Genomic DNA, 14,212 nt, shown 5'->3' on the forward strand with positions numbered 1-14,212 from the left:
GTCCTTCGTTGCATGATCATGGAGAATCGTATGCGAGTGATGCTCAAACAAGCGAAGACCCGGCTGTAACCGGAGCGCGTCAACTACATCGACAAGCCGACAGCGAGGACGATCATCCGACTGCTCGTGCTGGTCATGTCCGTTCAATTATTTGATTCGGTTGTGTGTTGCACAAATTTGGTGCTGCTACATGACCTACAACGACCAGTTACATCTTGAATAGTAAGGAAATGAATTCTGATGTTCATACCCGCAACAGCCCATAGCTTCCTTTACCGATTGAAGGTATTTTGTGATGCCATATGTTTGGAAAGTTTTTCTTGTCTAATTTTGTACGTCGATATATAATAAAAGAACAAAAAGCGAACAAAAGTTCGTATTTTGTCGGACGGAATAAGGTAGACAAGGTGAATGAACAATGAAGGATGCTTATGCGATCGGGTTCGTTTCGACCAGGGAGAGGCAGGAATATTACTTCGGTCAGATGGAGCGGGTTGAGGCTGTGATTCGCCCGATCAAAGAGCAGTTGGCTGATAAACGAACGGATCGTGTGGTGACCCGTTATTATGCTGATGCCCATGTCATGTGGTTGGCAATTTGGGAGAAGAACCGATTTTATGGCGACTCGCGCCAAGTGAAATTCGTCCAACTGATCGAAGCGTAACGAAAGGAGAGAGCGGGCCGATTGTTGACTTTGACGAAACAAACGAAATGTCACATGAGTTTGGATCTTGAACAAGCCGATGCGTTGTATCAGGCGATTATGCGTGTACTGGAACTGAGTTATAGTACGAAGCATGACGTTGTGCTGGAGAAAGACGAGTTTCTGGTTTTATACGAACTGGTGAAATGTTTGGAGCGCTCGGAAGTTGTCCGGGAGAAATGGACCGGCGGGGAGAAGGGGATGACCGATAAGGAAAAAATCACGCTGAAGCTGTCGGCGGACGATGTGAATGAAATTATTCGCAATGTCCTGATCAGTAAAGGGTACGAAGTACTGGAAGAGGCCAAATTCCGAGTTTGCGAATCTTCGAGCCTCTATTCAGCCGACGGCATTGTTAATCAGAATGCGGTTGAGGGTTCAACTCCCCCCAAGTTCGCCGGCGCTACCTATGTCGTGTCCCGACATCGAATTTGATGTTCATTCGTGCGGGGCCTTCCGTGTTTTATACGGAAGGCTCCGTTTTCAATTTCATAGCGAAAGAAGGGGGAACACATGCAGGCCAGAATTATCGGTACGTTGTTGCTGCAGGCGATTGCCGGAGAAACCGGTAAAGAAGCCGGATACGGCAGCCTCATTGCTGCGGCGGGAACAGCAATAAGCGTATGTTTTGGAGGATGGGACATCGCGATCAAGCTGTTGTTGACTTTGATGCTGCTGGATTACGTCAGTGGGATCATGAGCGCTTTAAAAAAGAAATCGATCAACAGCGACGTCATGTTCTGGGGAGGCGTACGCAAAGGGGTCGTGTTGGCGGTCATTCTGCTGGCGATCCAATTCGATCAGTTAAGCGGCAACGAGGCGCCGATCTTCCGAACGTTGGCGCTATACTATTATATCGGTCGCGAGGGCTTAAGCGTCGTTGAAAATTTCGGCTCGCTCGGCGTGAAGATTCCCCAGGAACTCGAGAAACGATTGACGCAATTGCAAGTCAAGGATGAGGCGGACGACAAAAGATTGTAACCGCGGCTTTCCTGTGGCATACCAGCCAAAGTTCCGGACGTGGTCGCAGATGTCAGCTTCCGGATTTTCTTCGGGAGCAGGGCTTGATTTATGCAACCAACAATTGTATAATAAGAACAAACGTTCGTAAAGTAGGTGTGGGGAATGGATAACGTGGCAAGCCTTCCGAATAAAGAGCTGATTCGGGTGTACATCTTGTTGCCGGCCGCGATCAACGTCGTGCGTCAAAGCTTGCAGCAAATCAAGAGTGCCGGGCCAGTCAAGACGCTGTTTATCAAGGCGTCGGAGGTCATGCATGACCGGCTCGTGCTTGATTTTGCCGATGTGTCGCACGAGCTCCGCCGCCGCGGCTTTTCGGTCGAGTCGGGCCCGAAGGCGGCCACGCATTCCGTTTACCGCATCCGTCGGAACGGGGCGGAGCGGGCCATCCAGTTGCCGGCCACAACGGCGCAATCGGAGACTGCCGCGATTATAAGCAACTACATGATGCAGCTCGAACAGGTGCTGGAGCGGCGGCATGCGTAACGGAAATCTTATCGCGGCTGAGCAATCGGTCCCAATAATCGTTCTATTATAACGGCAGCCTTCGAATCGGTTTCTCCGGCGGTTCCGGCAACCCTTCCAAGATGATGCGGTACATAGTAACCGCTTGTTTGGCCGCAGCTTCCGGGTCAGCGGGCATTTCTATTTTACCAATAATGGCAACAGTGAGATTCAGAGCAACTTGCGTTTGATGCATAGCCATTTCAATTCGCCTCCCTTCTTCGATTATTCGACCATGGGAAGGCTTATTCCTGTTTGTCCGCGTTCCGAAATGACCGTAAACCGGCCGCTTGCGCCTCCGCCGTTATGATATTCTCATAGAGCGGTTTACTAGCCGCGGCCGTTTGCGCCTTAAGCGCATACAATGAAAGTGGAAGGCTGCGACTCAAACGACACGACGCGGATCTGGTTTATTTAAGAGAACAAAAGAATTCCCGCGATAATAGATCGGCTTTCCATTCCATATTACCCAGGAAAGGATGAGGCAGGATGGCAAAAGGATTTGACTGTGCGACTCCGCTTACGTCGGCGACAGCCGCTGCGTTTCGCCGGGACGGGATGGAGTTTGTGTGCCGATATCTCGTGCCGTCTGGATGGAAGGCGTTGACCCCGGCGGAAGCCAAGCTGATCGGCGATGCCGGGCTGCAATTGGTCAGCGTGTTCGAAACAACGGCCGACCGGGCGTTGGGGGGGCGCGCCGCCGGGTTGGCCGATGCGGCGACGGCGCTGAAAGTGGCGGCTGCGGTGGGGCAGCCGGAAGGCAGCTGCATTTATTTCGCCGTCGACTTCGACGCCACGGCAGCGCAAATGCCCAGCATCATTGCTTATATCGCCGCGGCGAGCGAAGCGACTCCGGCGTATACGACCGGCGTGTACGGTTCTTATTCCGTTGTCGAAGCGGTTATTCAGGCCGGCGCCTGCTCGCGCGGCTGGCAAACGTACGCCTGGAGCGGCGGCAAGCGATCGGCAAGGGCGCAAATTTACCAATACCAGAACGACGTCGATAGCAACGGCATCAAGATCGACCGCAACGAATCGTACGGCTCCGAAGGCTGGTGGAGCTTGAAACAAGAGACGGAATACCCGCTATCGGTGAAAGATGCGAATTCCGTGATCGGCTTCTTGTCGGCCGCCCGGTCGGCTACCGACATTCCGGCTGCGCAGACCGAGTTTAATCGGCTCGCCAACGAGCTGCGCAAGGCAAGCGGGCAGCCGGTCCAATAGCCGGCGAGGCGCAGGAGGCATCTTGTGCGTCCCTCTATTTTTCGTTTACAATGGGAATACGGATCGCGGAAGCGACGGAAACGAACGACTCCCGCCTATCTGCTGCTTTATGTTGCATATGGGCGAGGAGTTTTTCAATGAATCCTCAATCCGAATTGCCATTGGCTGCGTTGATATAGATTGAAGTCGTTCGGGCAACGACGCGGGAGAGTCGGAACGTGCACATGGTGTCAGACGAACAATTGATGCAGGACATTGTCGGCAAGAACCGCGCGGCATTCGAGCAGCTCTACGACCGATACGTACGGCTCGTCTATTCGTATGCCCTCAAGTCGACTCGGGACGAACAAGCCGCGCGCGATGTGGTGCAGCTTGTTTTTGCACGATTGTGGACAACGGAACGCGGCTATAATGCGCAGAAAGGCCGGTTCGTCAGCTGGCTGCTGACGGTGACGCGGAATATTACGATTGACTATATCCGGCGCGAACGCAAGCACGGCGCATCGGTGTCGATCGAGCCGCAGATGTGGGAAATGATCCCCGATCCGAAGGACGATCCGGAAACGTTGGTTGACCGCCGGATGTTCAAAGAGAAGATCGAGATGGCGTACGCGCATTTATCGGAGAACCAGATCGAGTTGATCGAACAAGTATATTGGCAAGGCTACACATTGGGTCAAATTGCCGAAATGAAGCGGGAGCCGCTCGGTACGATCAAGAGTCGGCTGCACCAGACGTTGAAGCGATTGCGGCGATACCTTGGACCGGAGGGGGGCGATGAGGCATGAACGAACCGCAATTCAATCCCTGCGAACGTGTGATCGAATATGTAACCGGCGATCTTGACGATGCGGAGAAAATAAGGTTTGAACAGCATTTGTCAACCTGCGGCGAATGTATGCGCGAATTATCCGACATTCGCGAGGTGTGGCGGCAGCTTCCTTATGCGGCGGACGAAGCGGAGCCTCCGGCCACGCTCAAGTCCGATGTGATGAACGAGATCTTCGGCACAACTGAAGATGCCGGCAAACCGGCAATACGACGGGAAGTTATTTTACCCCGAAAGAGCAGGGCGCGCGGCAAATGGATCGTTGCATTGGCTGTTGCGTTTCTCGCCGGAATCGTGATTGGGCGGATGCCCGAATTGACGGCCCGGCAAGCAGCGGGCACTCAGTCGTACGCCGTTCCATCTCAAGTCGAACAAATGTACAGCTTGCGTTCGGTGGACGTGTCGAGTCCGGAAGCAAACGGCAAAGCCTGGGTTGCCACGCACGGCGACGAATCCAATCTGGTGATGTGCTTCTACCACATGCCCCGCAACGAAGGCAAACAAACGTACCAGGTATGGTTGCTGAACAATGGCGAACGAAGCAATGCCGGCACGTTTAATGTGGATGCGCAAGGGAACGGCGTCCTAACTTTCCGGGCGAAGAAGGGCGAACTGCCGGCATTCGAAGCGATCGGCATTACGCTCGAGCCGGACCCGAACGGCAACGAACCACGCGGCAAAAAGGTGCTCGGCACCTGAGCTTGCCTGCCTCGATACAACAAACAAAGCCGCGATCAAGATTCGCGGCTTGTTGTCATTCCTGGACCTGAACCGTATCGATCCGCCAAGGCGCCGTTTCCGCTTCCCGCCGGAAAACGATCGCAAGCTTGCGCTTCACGGGAATTCCGCCTTGCCGCTGCACGCTAACCGCCAGTTGCACATGACGTTCCTGCGGCGAATCGTCGCCGACGACGCGGGGCGGAGAGAGCAGGCGAAGCGATTCCACTTGCGAGTCGCGCCAGTCAAGCGCTCCGGGCGCCGGCTCCGGGTGCGGATCGATCAGTCGCCGCAGCTTGCCGTCTTTCTGATCGATGGCGACGATGTACAGCTCGGCTAGTTGCTCGGGCGTCAAGGTTAGCAAATGCGGCCCGAGTTTGCCGGCCGCCTTGTGCACCATCGTCTGATGGGCGAGATCGAGCGAATGGCTGCCGTGCGTGCGGCTGCCGAGGAAGTGGATACAGAAATGGCCGCTGAAATCGTTGTCCGGGATGCCGTCGCCCCCATGCGGCATGCCGTTCATCGATGCGGCCAGCCGGTGGCGGCCGGCGATGACGACGACTGCGCGCCGGTCCCAGCTCCAGGTTCCTCCATAAATTTGATGCATGACATGCGAATCTTCCTTGGTGACCGGCTGCATGTCCGCATGATCGCTGCCGGCGCGGCGCTGGGCGCGAAAGCGTTGGCCCGTTTCCAAATCGACTACCGTCACCACCGCTTTGCGCGGTACGAGCGTTTTGGCCTCATCCCACGGCACCAGCTTGGCATAGTGGTTGACGCGGACATAATCGGCCCATTCGTTCAGCTGGCGCGCAATACGCTCCGGCAGCAACAGCATTTGCCGATTGGGGGCATCGACAAGCCAGCCGTTTGCGGCCAGTCGGAACGTACGAACGGTCTCGCCGCGGACGATCGCCACCGCCACGTCGTCTTGCGCCGCGGCGCCCTCGGTTTCGCTCCAGGAGCGCACCCCTGCCGATTCCAGGCCGCGCACCAGCGATTCGTCGAATATGTCCAACACCGACTGCAGCTCCGATTCCGGCGAGGTGGTGACGATGATCCGGATGGCGCCAGGGGGCCGCGGTTTCGCTCGCAAGCCGTTTTGCTCTTCATCGGCGATGCCGGCGTCCGCGATACGGCTTGGGGGAGGCGCACCTACAGCAGCCTGGTCCGGAGCCAGCAGCAGCGCGGCGGCTAGTGGCAGCATGATGAACGAATGCATCGTACCGAGCTCCTTCTTCGCATAGGATGGCGACTGACCGGGTGATGTCAACCGTCTTATTGTGAGCGGCGAACCGGAAACTATGTGGCCAGCGCGACAAAAAAACCGGCCCCCGCAAAGAGCGGCGGAGCCGGTTTTTCGTGTTCGGTGTGCGGCTTAACGGCCGGAAGGTACGGCAACCGATTTGTAGGTTGCGGCTACATAGGTTGACGCTTTGGCTTCCGTAATCACTTGGGCGTACATTTGTCCCGGCACCGGCTTATGCAGCGTATAGGAGATACGCGCTTCACCTTGATCCGTGAAGGAGATGCCGTCGATTGTCAGCCGGTAGCCGGGATTCGGCTTTTCGCCCCACGACAAGGTCACCCGGTTCACTTCGTCGTCCACCTTCTCCACCGTAACGGCAACAACATCGTTCGTCGACGCCGTGCCGCCCGCCGGGTAACCCGGATCCGCCGACGGCTGTGGCGTTTCGGCAGTCGAATGCGAGGCGACGAACTGCATCGCTTTCCACAGCATGTCGGCCGCTTCGCCGCGCTTGAGCGCCGCTTTCGGCAGGAACCGCTGTTTCTCGTCCAATTGCGCCAGCTTGGTGATAAGCGCGAATTGTACGCTGTTCATTTTGGCCGCGTCGATGTCTTGCTCGTCCGCTATTATGACCCACAGCTCGATGATGGGGAAATCGCCTTTCGCCGACACGCCGGCATGAAGCAATGAGGTAAATTCCTCTCGCGTTATGGCCCGTTCCGGGTCAATGTCGCGCGGAATGTCGAGACCGTTCAGCGGCGCGATGATAAAGTCGCCGGCATACCAGGCATCGTCTTTGACATTCGCGAACGAATCGCTTGCTTTCGGTTCTTTGATGAACCGAATGTTGTCGATGTTGAGTCCGAATCCTTTGACCATCAGATGCACCGCTTGCGCGTAAGTAAGCGTTCCCTCCGGCTGGAACGAGTCGCCGTCATATCCGCTGACAACACCTGCTTGACGCAGTTGGTCGATTGCAGTTTCTGCCGGATGCCCCTTCGTATCGGAAAATGCCCATACATTCGGAGCGAGCAGCAGGACAAGCAGTACTACAAGCGTCGTCAGAAATCCTCTTCTTTTCATCGTCGATCACCTCGTCTTTACTAACGTTATCCATCCTCCAAAGGTTGCATCAAATTCCTTGTGCATCGACTAGCCGTTCGCCGTTCGTCCCATCCGCTCCCTGTATTCGGTTGGCGTCAGCCCTTCCTGTTCCAGAAATCGTTTGTTAAAATAGCTCGCGCTTTGGTACCCCGATTCGAGCGCCACTTGTTTGACGGTCCATTCCGGCTTCTCCAGCAGCAACTGCTTGGCGGCTTGAATTCGGCACAAGGTAACGAATTCCATCGGCGTCATTTGTGCCGCCTTGCGGAACAGACGACAAAAATAGTAAGGACTGACCTCAGCCGTTCTGGCCCATTCCTCGAGCACGAACGGCTCGCTGGCCCGCTGCTGGATCAGCGGCAACAGCGCCGCAAGCCGCTCAGTCGCTTCCTGGCCCTTGTTCGCCGTAAGCGGCATTGCATGTGCCATGAACTCGGCGAGCACACTGTACGTGAGCGTGGACAAGCGGGGCAGTTGCACGATTTTGTTGTTTTCCGCTTCGTCCTGCAGTTCCTGGAAGGCCGTTTCGATCGGTTTCAGCTGCTTTAACGTCCACAGCGTAGCGCGATGAAACCCCCGTTCCGTAAAATATTCCTTCAACCGGTGCCCGTAAAAATGCATGAACCGCATTTGCCACGGATCGTTTGTGCTGCTGTAATACCGCTGTTGCTCCATCGGAAAATAGAGGAAGGCGTCGCCCTTCTGCAGCGTATAGACGCCGTCGTCCATTTCCACGAAGCCTTTGCCTGCGATGACGACATGCATGTTGAAGTTGTCCAGCGAATGGACGGCGCGATAAACGCTGTGGTTCGGATCATCATGCAAATTGCCGACAGCTTCGGGCAAACACATAAACGGGTAGTCGGTCAGCCTTGGCAGCAAGTATTGCTGGATCATTTCGCCATTCTCCCTTATCGCAATATCATGTTATCCTCATCAAAATGTTGTTATATTCATTTTATTCATCGTGCACTATACTGGCAATATTGAGTCATATCTATCACAAGGAGAAGAAATCATGAGCGGCTCCAAATTGCGATGGGGGATCATGGGATGCGCGAACATTGCCGTTCGTGCCGTGATTCCGGGAATCAAGCTGTCCGAACTCGGCGAGGTGGTTGCGATTGCCAGTCGGGATGTTGAGAAGGCGAAGGAAAAAGCACAAGAGCTGGACATTCCGTTCGCTTACGGCAGTTACGAGGCACTGCTTGCCGATCCGCAGATCGATGCCGTCTACATTCCGCTGCCGAATCATCTGCATAAGGAGTGGACGATTCGCGCCGCCGAAGCTGGCAAACATGTGTTATGCGAGAAGCCGATTGCGCTGAATGCCGCGGAAGCCGAAGAAATGGCGGCGGCTTGCCGCAAGGCCGGCGTCCACTTGGCGGAAGCGTTCATGTATCGGCACCATCCGCGCTACGGGCTGATCGCAGACGTGATCCGTTCCGGCGAAATCGGCGACATTCGCGGCATCCGCGGCGCGTTTTCCTTCAATAATGCAGCGGATGCGAACAATGTGCGCTACCGCAACGATTGGGGCGGCGGCTCGGTATACGACGTCGGCTGCTACCCGATCAGCGCGGCGCGGCTGCTGCTTGGCGATGAGCCGACGGCTGCGACGGCCCATGCCTTTTTCTCCGCGGCGCATGACAACGTCGACATGATGGCGGCCGGTTTGCTGGAATTCGCGAACGGCGTGGCGCTGACGTTCGATTGCGGCATGTGGGCGGCGGGACGCAACAATCTGGAGGTTGTCGGGACGCTCGGCCGGATCGAAGTGCCGTCTGCATTTGTCGCGCCGCCGGACAATTCCCATTTCGAAGTGTTTACCAAAACCGAACGACGCAAAGTCGAGGTTCCGATCCGCAATCAATACGCACTGCAAGCGGATGCGTTCGCCCGGACGGTGCTGCACGGCCAGAAACCGGCTTTCGAGCCGGAAGATGCCATCCGCAATATGCGAGTCATCGATGCGGTGCTGCAGTCGGCACGCGAGCATACCAGAATCGTCATTCCGAACTAGTACAGGAGGAGAACGCAGATGAAACACATTTCCATTCCAGGTCTGGACAAACAGGTATCCGAGCTCGTCATGGGCACGATTTATTTTCGCCCTTCGAACATCGATTTTACGTGCGACATGCTGGATGCATACGTGGCAGCCGGCGGCAACACGCTCGATACGGCGCATATTTATTGCGGCGGCGAAAGCGAGCAGGCGATCGGCTTGTGGCTGGAGAAGCGGGGGAGAAGCGACGATGTCGTCATTTTGACCAAGGGCGCTCATCATGACAAGGACGGGCCGCGCGTGACGCCGGCTTGCATTGCAAGCGATCTGAAAGACAGCCTCGAACGGCTCAAAGTCGATACGATCGATATGTATGCGCTCCATCGCGACGATCCGAATACACCGGTGAGCGTCATTATCGAGGCGTTGAACGAACATATTGCAGCGGGCCGGATCCGTACGATCGGCGGCTCCAACTGGACGCACGAGCGCCTGCAGGAAGCGAATGAATACGCAGCCGCGCACGGCCTCGTCGGCTTTACGTTCAACAGCCCGAACCTGAGCCTGGCCAAGCCGAACGAGCCGCGCTGGCCGGGCTGCGTATCGGCGGACGATGCGATGATCGAATGGCATGAGCGCACGCAAATGCCGCTGCTGTCGTGGTCGTCGCAAGCGGGAGGTTTTTTCTCCGGCCGTTTCGCTCCCGACAAGCTGGACGATCCGGAAACGGTGCGCGTCTACTATAGCGAAGCCAACTGGAAACGATATGACCGCGCGGTTGCTTTGGCCGAGCAGAAGGGCGTATCGGCGATCCAGATCGCCTGTGCCTACGTGCTGCACCAATCGTTCCCGGCATGTGCCCTCATCGGCCCGCAGACGATCGACGAAATGCATTCCAGCATGGAAGCGATCCGCATCAAGCTAACGCCGGAAGAAGTCGCCTGGCTCGACCTGAAGAGCGAAACTACTCCGCTGGCGCTTCGCTGATGTTCCCACAAACGCCTTCTCGAAGCGGCCGGGTGTCCCGGTTGCCGAGGGGCGTTTTTTTGCGTTTTGCGACCGGACCGAAAGTACGCTGGATGAAGTCGGTTCAATCCTCCGGCGTTCGGTCAACATAAAGCCGGGTTACGGTGGTCGATTCGCCTTCTTCGACCTCATCGTCGGTTGCTTTTTCTTCCAGCGGGTCATGCGTGTTCATACCAACGGCAATCGTGGGCTCATCGTGATTTTCATTTTTTTCTTTCATCGGTATCACTCCTTTTTCCGTAGCTTGGCTGGAAATAATTCGAATTATTCATGGGGCTAAGCTCCCCGAACTGGAGGAGCACAATGGAACCGGAAGAGAAGCCGGTGCTTTTTTTGTGGTTCCCGAATTCGACGGTATTGCAGGGGAATCCTGCATATTGTCGAAATGTGTTAGCGTGGGAGGAGGTGGGAAAGTGGAAAACGGTAACCTGCAAGTAAAAGTGCTCCAAAGTAATAACATCAGCGCTCTTGAAGATAAAGTTAATGAGTTCTTAATCAGCCTACCAATCGGACAATATGTGGATATGAAAGCTGCCAGGTCTGACGGTTACACAACCGTTATAGTTTTATATAAGGATTATTCAAAAGCACCTTAGCCGGTGCTTTTTCTTTGCCGAGCAAATGTTTTGTATTGCTCAGGAAGCCGATGCTGCCGGTTTTAGAGCATCATTGCGGTAAATTCGTCGAACGGAATCCTCCTACTATGGGAGGATTTTTTTCTTTTCCAGTGACCGCCTATAGACAAAAACGAATATATGTTCGTAAAATGGATATAATTACGAACGAACGTTCTTGTTTATGGGGTGAGGGTGTGTCAACAGTTGCTGGCTTGCAGGACATGATCGATATGGAGTCGGTTAAGGATCATACTGTTCTGCAGCTCACCTATGATGCGTTGGACAGGGATATTACGCGAATCGAATCGATTAGGTTGAAGCTATCCGAAGTATATTTGGGACAATTTAATGCAATACGAAAGCAAATCGTAGCGGATACCGAAGTGCTCCGTGATCAATTATTGTTGGCGGGGATTCATATTACCAAACAGACACGGACTGCAGACGGCGTCGAAACCATTTATTCTTGCCGCGGGCGTGTTTGCCAGTGCCCAATGACATGGGCTTATGCCCGCGCTCGAGCGGCAGCAACCTTGAGGGCTTATTTGTCTGGAGGCGGCTTTTCATGACGGAGAAGAAACGCACAATCATGCTCATCGACTGCCAGTCTTTTTACGCTTCGGTTGAAAAAGCAGGACGCCCTGATCTTAAGGATCGCCCTGTTGTTGTATCTGATCCAGAGCGCCGCTCGAGCATCGTACTGGCCGCATGTCCAATAGCTAAGGCGCGCGGCGTTACGACGGCAAGCCGAGCATCCGAAGCAATGGCGATATGCCCTGACCTGGTTATTATACGCCCGCGCATGCAGACCTATATAACGGTGTCATTGCTCATCACGTCGTTGTATGAGGCGTTTACGCCACTCGTCGAACCCTATTCGTGCGATGAACAGTTCTTGGACATCTCGGGGTCAATGGCTTTATATGGTGGCCCGGAGAAGATCGCACAGACCATCCAGCAGCGCGTCATGCTCGCGACCGGAGTGCGAGTCCGAGTAGGGATAGGGCCGACTAAGATACTGGCTAAAACAGCCACGGACAATTTTGCAAAAAAACGCCCCGACGGAATTTTTACTTTGAACGAGGAAAATATCGAACGTGACCTGTGGCCGCTGCCCGTAAACAAAATGTTCATGGTCGCCGGACGAATGACCGCACATTTTGTTCGCATGGGACTGCTCACGATCGGCGACATCGCTCGCCTTGAGCTTGTCGACTTCAAACGACGGTTACGTGCGCGAATGGGCAAACAAAGCGATATCCAAGCGGAGTATTATTGGCAAACGGCAAACGGCATCGACCCGAGCCCCGTTGTGCCGGGGATCCGAACGGAGGTTAAAGCGATCAACCGCGGCCGCGCCTTGAAGTGGGGGCGTTACCGGACGCTTGAGCAGATCGAGCCTTTGTTGATTGAGCTTGTCATCGAGGTTTGCTATTATGCGCGGCGAATCAATAAGCAAGGCCGCGTAGTCGGAGTTGGAGCATACGAAGAAGACGAGGCCGGATCATCTGGATTCGGCCGACAGCTAACACTGTACCGGCCAACCTATCTTGAACATGAAATGATGCCGGGTGTGCTTACTCTATTTACGACATACTGGCAACAACGGCCGCTTTCGCGTATCTTTGTCACGTTGACCGGCCTAACAGGTGAAGACGTGGTGCAGCTTGATCTGTTTGAGGATCGCCACAAGCAAATTACCTTAGCCAAAACAACGGATTCGATCCGGGACCGATTCGGTGCCACGGCGTTGATCCGGGCATCGTCATTGTTGGACACAGCACAAGCACACGAACGGGCAGCACAGATTGGAGGGCACTGGCGTTGAGCAAACTCGACGGAAACGAGCGCTGGAAATCCAAATTTATTTTGGGCGAGCATGTTGAGCAATACAACCAAGAGCGTCAGACAAAGCCTGCGCAGCCAGTGACTAATGAGGAGATTGAGATTGCACTCGATGCTATCCTGCACAAGCACATGATAGAAATGATGGAGAAGTATATCGGGGAAGTGAATGCGACGGTTCGAAACAAGTTTCTTCAGCATCTATTGTCATCCGCGCTGAACCTTTTGCTTCAGAATATATCCACGCACTGGAATGAGGTCAAGCGCAACATGCGACAGCGGAATATTAGCATGAAAGAAGAAGAGAGCGAGGATTTCGTTATCTATTATCGCATATACGCCCGCGGTTATAATGAGCGGTTTGGGATGACCCGTGACATCATGCGAGCGAGGATCGGTGTTAAGTTGGGGCAATATGCTGTTCAAGTATTCCGCGATAACAAATGAAAACCGTACTCTTTTTGATCCAATCCGAATTAATAGGAAGTATCACGAAGAATTTCGTCAACAATCCGTCAACAACAGACCAGAGCGACCACATTTGAGTATGTCAAAGTGATAATGAAAATAAGAAAAACCCTTGATAATCAAGGGTTTCATGCTTGTTTAATGGTGACCTGAGCGGGGATCGAACCCACGACCTCCACCCTGTCAAGATGGCGCTCTCCCGGCTGAGCTATCAGGTCTTGTTTGCAGCGACAAGTGTTATAATACCAAGATTCGGACATGTTGTCAAACCTATTTTTTATAAAAAAGATGGCGGCTCAGCAGCGATGATAGAAGAGCGGCCGACATCGACTTGGCGGCGACGTCAATTTTTGATAAAGTGGTTACAAATAAGCAGGGGATCCGACACAAGGTGCGGGCGGAAAGGAAGCGATTATTGGTGGGAGAGAGCGGCACGGTCCACGAGATGCTGACCATGATGGCGAACAACGGCTGGCGCATTACCGACCAGCGCAAGACATTGGCCCATATTTTCGCCAGTCATGACGGTTATTTGTCCCCCAAGGACGTCTATGACCAGATGTGCGTCCACTATCCGGGCGTCAGCTTCGATACCGTTTATCGCAATTTGCGCATGCTGAGCGAAATGGGCATTTTGGAGCAGTTTTATTTTATGGAGGGCGGGCTGAAATTTAAAGCGAACTGTCTGTCGCACCACCATCACCATCTGATCTGCATCCAGTGCGAAAAAACGCTTACGTTCGAATATTGCCCGATGGATAAGCTGAGCGAATTGCCGGGCGACTATAAAATCGTCAACCATCGCTTCGAAATTTACGGTATTTGCGGGAGCTGCCAGGCCGGAGCGACAACGTAACAACAATCCGAAAAAAGTTGAAAAAAGGGATTGCAAATCCGG

The 14,212-nt window shown here is 54.3% G+C and carries 19 protein-coding genes and 1 tRNA gene; 14 read left to right on the plus strand and 6 right to left on the minus strand.

Features of this window, described 5'->3' with window-relative positions; translation table 11 throughout:
• Positions 1-418 precede the first annotated feature (418 nt).
• From EXY20_RS01725 to EXY20_RS01740, 4 genes are all read left to right on the plus strand, one after another.
• Positions 419-664, plus strand: coding sequence for a hypothetical protein (locus tag EXY20_RS01725; protein WP_135546961.1), 246 nt, complete (start codon positions 419-421; stop codon positions 662-664).
• A 21-nt stretch (positions 665-685) separates the two neighbouring features.
• The gene (locus tag EXY20_RS01730) at positions 686-1,138 is read left to right on the plus strand and encodes a hypothetical protein (protein WP_135546963.1); all 453 of its coding nucleotides are present in this window, start codon (positions 686-688) and stop codon (positions 1,136-1,138) included.
• 78 nt (positions 1,139-1,216) lie between these two features.
• Positions 1,217-1,684 (plus strand): phage holin family protein, encoded by a 468-nt coding sequence (locus EXY20_RS01735; RefSeq protein WP_135546965.1) that lies wholly within the window; start codon positions 1,217-1,219, stop codon positions 1,682-1,684.
• A 144-nt stretch (positions 1,685-1,828) separates the two neighbouring features.
• Positions 1,829-2,209 carry a hypothetical protein gene (locus EXY20_RS01740; protein ID WP_135546967.1) on the plus strand — a complete coding sequence of 127 codons (381 nt, stop codon included), beginning with the start codon at positions 1,829-1,831 and terminating at the stop codon, positions 2,207-2,209.
• A 46-nt stretch (positions 2,210-2,255) separates the two neighbouring features.
• Here EXY20_RS01740 and EXY20_RS38755 read toward each other — a convergent pair whose 3' ends face one another.
• Positions 2,256-2,429, minus strand: coding sequence for a hypothetical protein (locus EXY20_RS38755; protein WP_167858934.1), 174 nt, complete (start codon positions 2,427-2,429; stop codon positions 2,256-2,258).
• A 287-nt stretch (positions 2,430-2,716) separates the two neighbouring features.
• On the opposite strand from EXY20_RS38755, the gene EXY20_RS01745 reads away from it, so the two are divergent.
• From EXY20_RS01745 to EXY20_RS01755, 3 genes are all read left to right on the plus strand, one after another.
• Entirely contained in the window at positions 2,717-3,451 is a 735-nt protein-coding gene (locus tag EXY20_RS01745) for a glycoside hydrolase domain-containing protein (protein ID WP_135546969.1), read from the plus strand.
• 224 nt (positions 3,452-3,675) lie between these two features.
• Positions 3,676-4,239 (plus strand): RNA polymerase sigma factor, encoded by a 564-nt coding sequence (locus EXY20_RS01750; RefSeq protein ID WP_235885326.1) that lies wholly within the window; start codon positions 3,676-3,678, stop codon positions 4,237-4,239.
• On the plus strand, positions 4,236-4,979 hold the full coding sequence (locus EXY20_RS01755) for an anti-sigma factor (protein ID WP_135547670.1): 744 nt from the start codon (positions 4,236-4,238) through the stop codon (positions 4,977-4,979). Before EXY20_RS01750 ends, EXY20_RS01755 begins: the two co-directional genes overlap by 4 nt.
• Positions 4,980-5,034: 55 nt before the next feature.
• Here EXY20_RS01755 and EXY20_RS01760 read toward each other — a convergent pair whose 3' ends face one another.
• The 3 genes from EXY20_RS01760 to EXY20_RS01770 form a co-directional block, all read right to left on the minus strand.
• Entirely contained in the window at positions 5,035-6,219 is a 1,185-nt protein-coding gene (locus tag EXY20_RS01760; RefSeq protein WP_135546973.1) for a hypothetical protein, read from the minus strand.
• 156 nt (positions 6,220-6,375) lie between these two features.
• Positions 6,376-7,329 carry an S-layer homology domain-containing protein gene (locus tag EXY20_RS01765; protein WP_135546975.1) on the minus strand — a complete coding sequence of 318 codons (954 nt, stop codon included), beginning with the start codon at positions 7,327-7,329 and terminating at the stop codon, positions 6,376-6,378.
• 69 nt (positions 7,330-7,398) lie between these two features.
• The gene (locus EXY20_RS01770) at positions 7,399-8,247 is read right to left on the minus strand and encodes an AraC family transcriptional regulator (protein WP_135546977.1); all 849 of its coding nucleotides are present in this window, start codon (positions 8,245-8,247) and stop codon (positions 7,399-7,401) included.
• Positions 8,248-8,368: 121 nt separating this feature from the next.
• Here EXY20_RS01770 and EXY20_RS01775 point away from each other — a divergent pair, with 121 nt between their 5' ends.
• Positions 8,369-9,373, plus strand: a complete 1,005-nt coding sequence (locus EXY20_RS01775) for a Gfo/Idh/MocA family protein (RefSeq protein ID WP_135546980.1) — start codon at positions 8,369-8,371, stop codon at positions 9,371-9,373.
• An 18-nt stretch (positions 9,374-9,391) separates the two neighbouring features.
• Entirely contained in the window at positions 9,392-10,345 is a 954-nt protein-coding gene (locus tag EXY20_RS01780; protein WP_135546982.1) for an aldo/keto reductase, read from the plus strand.
• A gap of 103 nt (positions 10,346-10,448) precedes the next feature.
• Here the strand turns inward: EXY20_RS01780 and EXY20_RS38760 are convergent, their stop codons facing one another.
• On the minus strand, positions 10,449-10,604 hold the full coding sequence (locus EXY20_RS38760; protein ID WP_167858935.1) for a hypothetical protein: 156 nt from the start codon (positions 10,602-10,604) through the stop codon (positions 10,449-10,451).
• Between the two features lie 193 nt (positions 10,605-10,797).
• Here EXY20_RS38760 and EXY20_RS01785 point away from each other — a divergent pair, with 193 nt between their 5' ends.
• Genes EXY20_RS01785 through EXY20_RS01800 form a run of 4 tightly spaced genes read left to right on the plus strand, consistent with a single transcriptional unit; the run spans position 10,798 to position 13,293 of the window.
• Positions 10,798-10,980: a hypothetical protein gene (locus tag EXY20_RS01785; protein ID WP_135546985.1), complete on the plus strand. Its 183-nt coding sequence runs from the start codon at positions 10,798-10,800 to the stop codon at positions 10,978-10,980.
• A gap of 14 nt (positions 10,981-10,994) precedes the next feature.
• Positions 10,995-11,570 carry a hypothetical protein gene (locus tag EXY20_RS01790; protein WP_167858936.1) on the plus strand — a complete coding sequence of 192 codons (576 nt, stop codon included), beginning with the start codon at positions 10,995-10,997 and terminating at the stop codon, positions 11,568-11,570.
• On the plus strand, positions 11,567-12,829 hold the full coding sequence (locus EXY20_RS01795) for a DNA polymerase IV (RefSeq protein WP_135546989.1): 1,263 nt from the start codon (positions 11,567-11,569) through the stop codon (positions 12,827-12,829). Before EXY20_RS01790 ends, EXY20_RS01795 begins: the two co-directional genes overlap by 4 nt.
• Positions 12,826-13,293 (plus strand): hypothetical protein, encoded by a 468-nt coding sequence (locus EXY20_RS01800; RefSeq protein ID WP_135546991.1) that lies wholly within the window; start codon positions 12,826-12,828, stop codon positions 13,291-13,293. The genes EXY20_RS01795 and EXY20_RS01800 overlap by 4 nt, the downstream gene beginning before the upstream one ends.
• Before the next feature lie 163 nt (positions 13,294-13,456).
• On the opposite strand, the gene EXY20_RS01805 is transcribed toward EXY20_RS01800, so the two are convergent.
• Positions 13,457-13,532: transfer RNA gene (locus EXY20_RS01805), tRNA-Val, on the minus strand.
• Positions 13,533-13,759: 227 nt separating this feature from the next.
• Here EXY20_RS01805 and EXY20_RS01810 point away from each other — a divergent pair.
• The gene (locus EXY20_RS01810) at positions 13,760-14,170 is read left to right on the plus strand and encodes a Fur family transcriptional regulator (RefSeq protein WP_135547672.1); all 411 of its coding nucleotides are present in this window, start codon (positions 13,760-13,762) and stop codon (positions 14,168-14,170) included.
• The last annotated feature ends 42 nt before the right edge of the window (positions 14,171-14,212 follow it).

The sequence above is a fragment of the Paenibacillus cymbidii genome, from assembly GCF_004764705.1.
Taxonomy (GTDB): Bacteria; Bacillota; Bacilli; order Paenibacillales; family NBRC-103111; genus Paenibacillus_AN; species Paenibacillus_AN cymbidii.

Excerpts from the sequence above, each read along its gene's own strand:
- EXY20_RS01755 (WP_135547670.1), top strand. The coding sequence starts at position 4,236 with ATGAACGAACCGCAATTCAATCCCTGCGAACGTGTGATCGAATATGTA.
- EXY20_RS01745 (WP_135546969.1), top strand. The coding sequence starts at position 2,717 with ATGGCAAAAGGATTTGACTGTGCGACTCCGCTTACGTCGGCGACAGCC.
- EXY20_RS01775 (WP_135546980.1), top strand. The coding sequence starts at position 8,369 with ATGAGCGGCTCCAAATTGCGATGGGGGATCATGGGATGCGCGAACATT.
- EXY20_RS01780 (WP_135546982.1), top strand. The coding sequence starts at position 9,392 with ATGAAACACATTTCCATTCCAGGTCTGGACAAACAGGTATCCGAGCTC.
- EXY20_RS01795 (WP_135546989.1), top strand. The coding sequence starts at position 11,567 with ATGACGGAGAAGAAACGCACAATCATGCTCATCGACTGCCAGTCTTTT.
- EXY20_RS01740 (WP_135546967.1), top strand. The coding sequence starts at position 1,829 with ATGGATAACGTGGCAAGCCTTCCGAATAAAGAGCTGATTCGGGTGTAC.
- EXY20_RS01735 (WP_135546965.1), top strand. The coding sequence starts at position 1,217 with ATGCAGGCCAGAATTATCGGTACGTTGTTGCTGCAGGCGATTGCCGGA.
- EXY20_RS01760 (WP_135546973.1), bottom strand. The coding sequence starts at position 6,219 with ATGCATTCGTTCATCATGCTGCCACTAGCCGCCGCGCTGCTGCTGGCT.
- EXY20_RS01770 (WP_135546977.1), bottom strand. The coding sequence starts at position 8,247 with ATGATCCAGCAATACTTGCTGCCAAGGCTGACCGACTACCCGTTTATG.
- EXY20_RS01725 (WP_135546961.1), top strand. The coding sequence starts at position 419 with ATGAAGGATGCTTATGCGATCGGGTTCGTTTCGACCAGGGAGAGGCAG.
- EXY20_RS01810 (WP_135547672.1), top strand. The coding sequence starts at position 13,760 with ATGCTGACCATGATGGCGAACAACGGCTGGCGCATTACCGACCAGCGC.
- EXY20_RS38755 (WP_167858934.1), bottom strand. The coding sequence starts at position 2,429 with ATGGCTATGCATCAAACGCAAGTTGCTCTGAATCTCACTGTTGCCATT.
- EXY20_RS01750 (WP_235885326.1), top strand. The coding sequence starts at position 3,676 with ATGGTGTCAGACGAACAATTGATGCAGGACATTGTCGGCAAGAACCGC.
- EXY20_RS01765 (WP_135546975.1), bottom strand. The coding sequence starts at position 7,329 with ATGAAAAGAAGAGGATTTCTGACGACGCTTGTAGTACTGCTTGTCCTG.
- EXY20_RS38760 (WP_167858935.1), bottom strand. The coding sequence starts at position 10,604 with ATGAAAGAAAAAAATGAAAATCACGATGAGCCCACGATTGCCGTTGGT.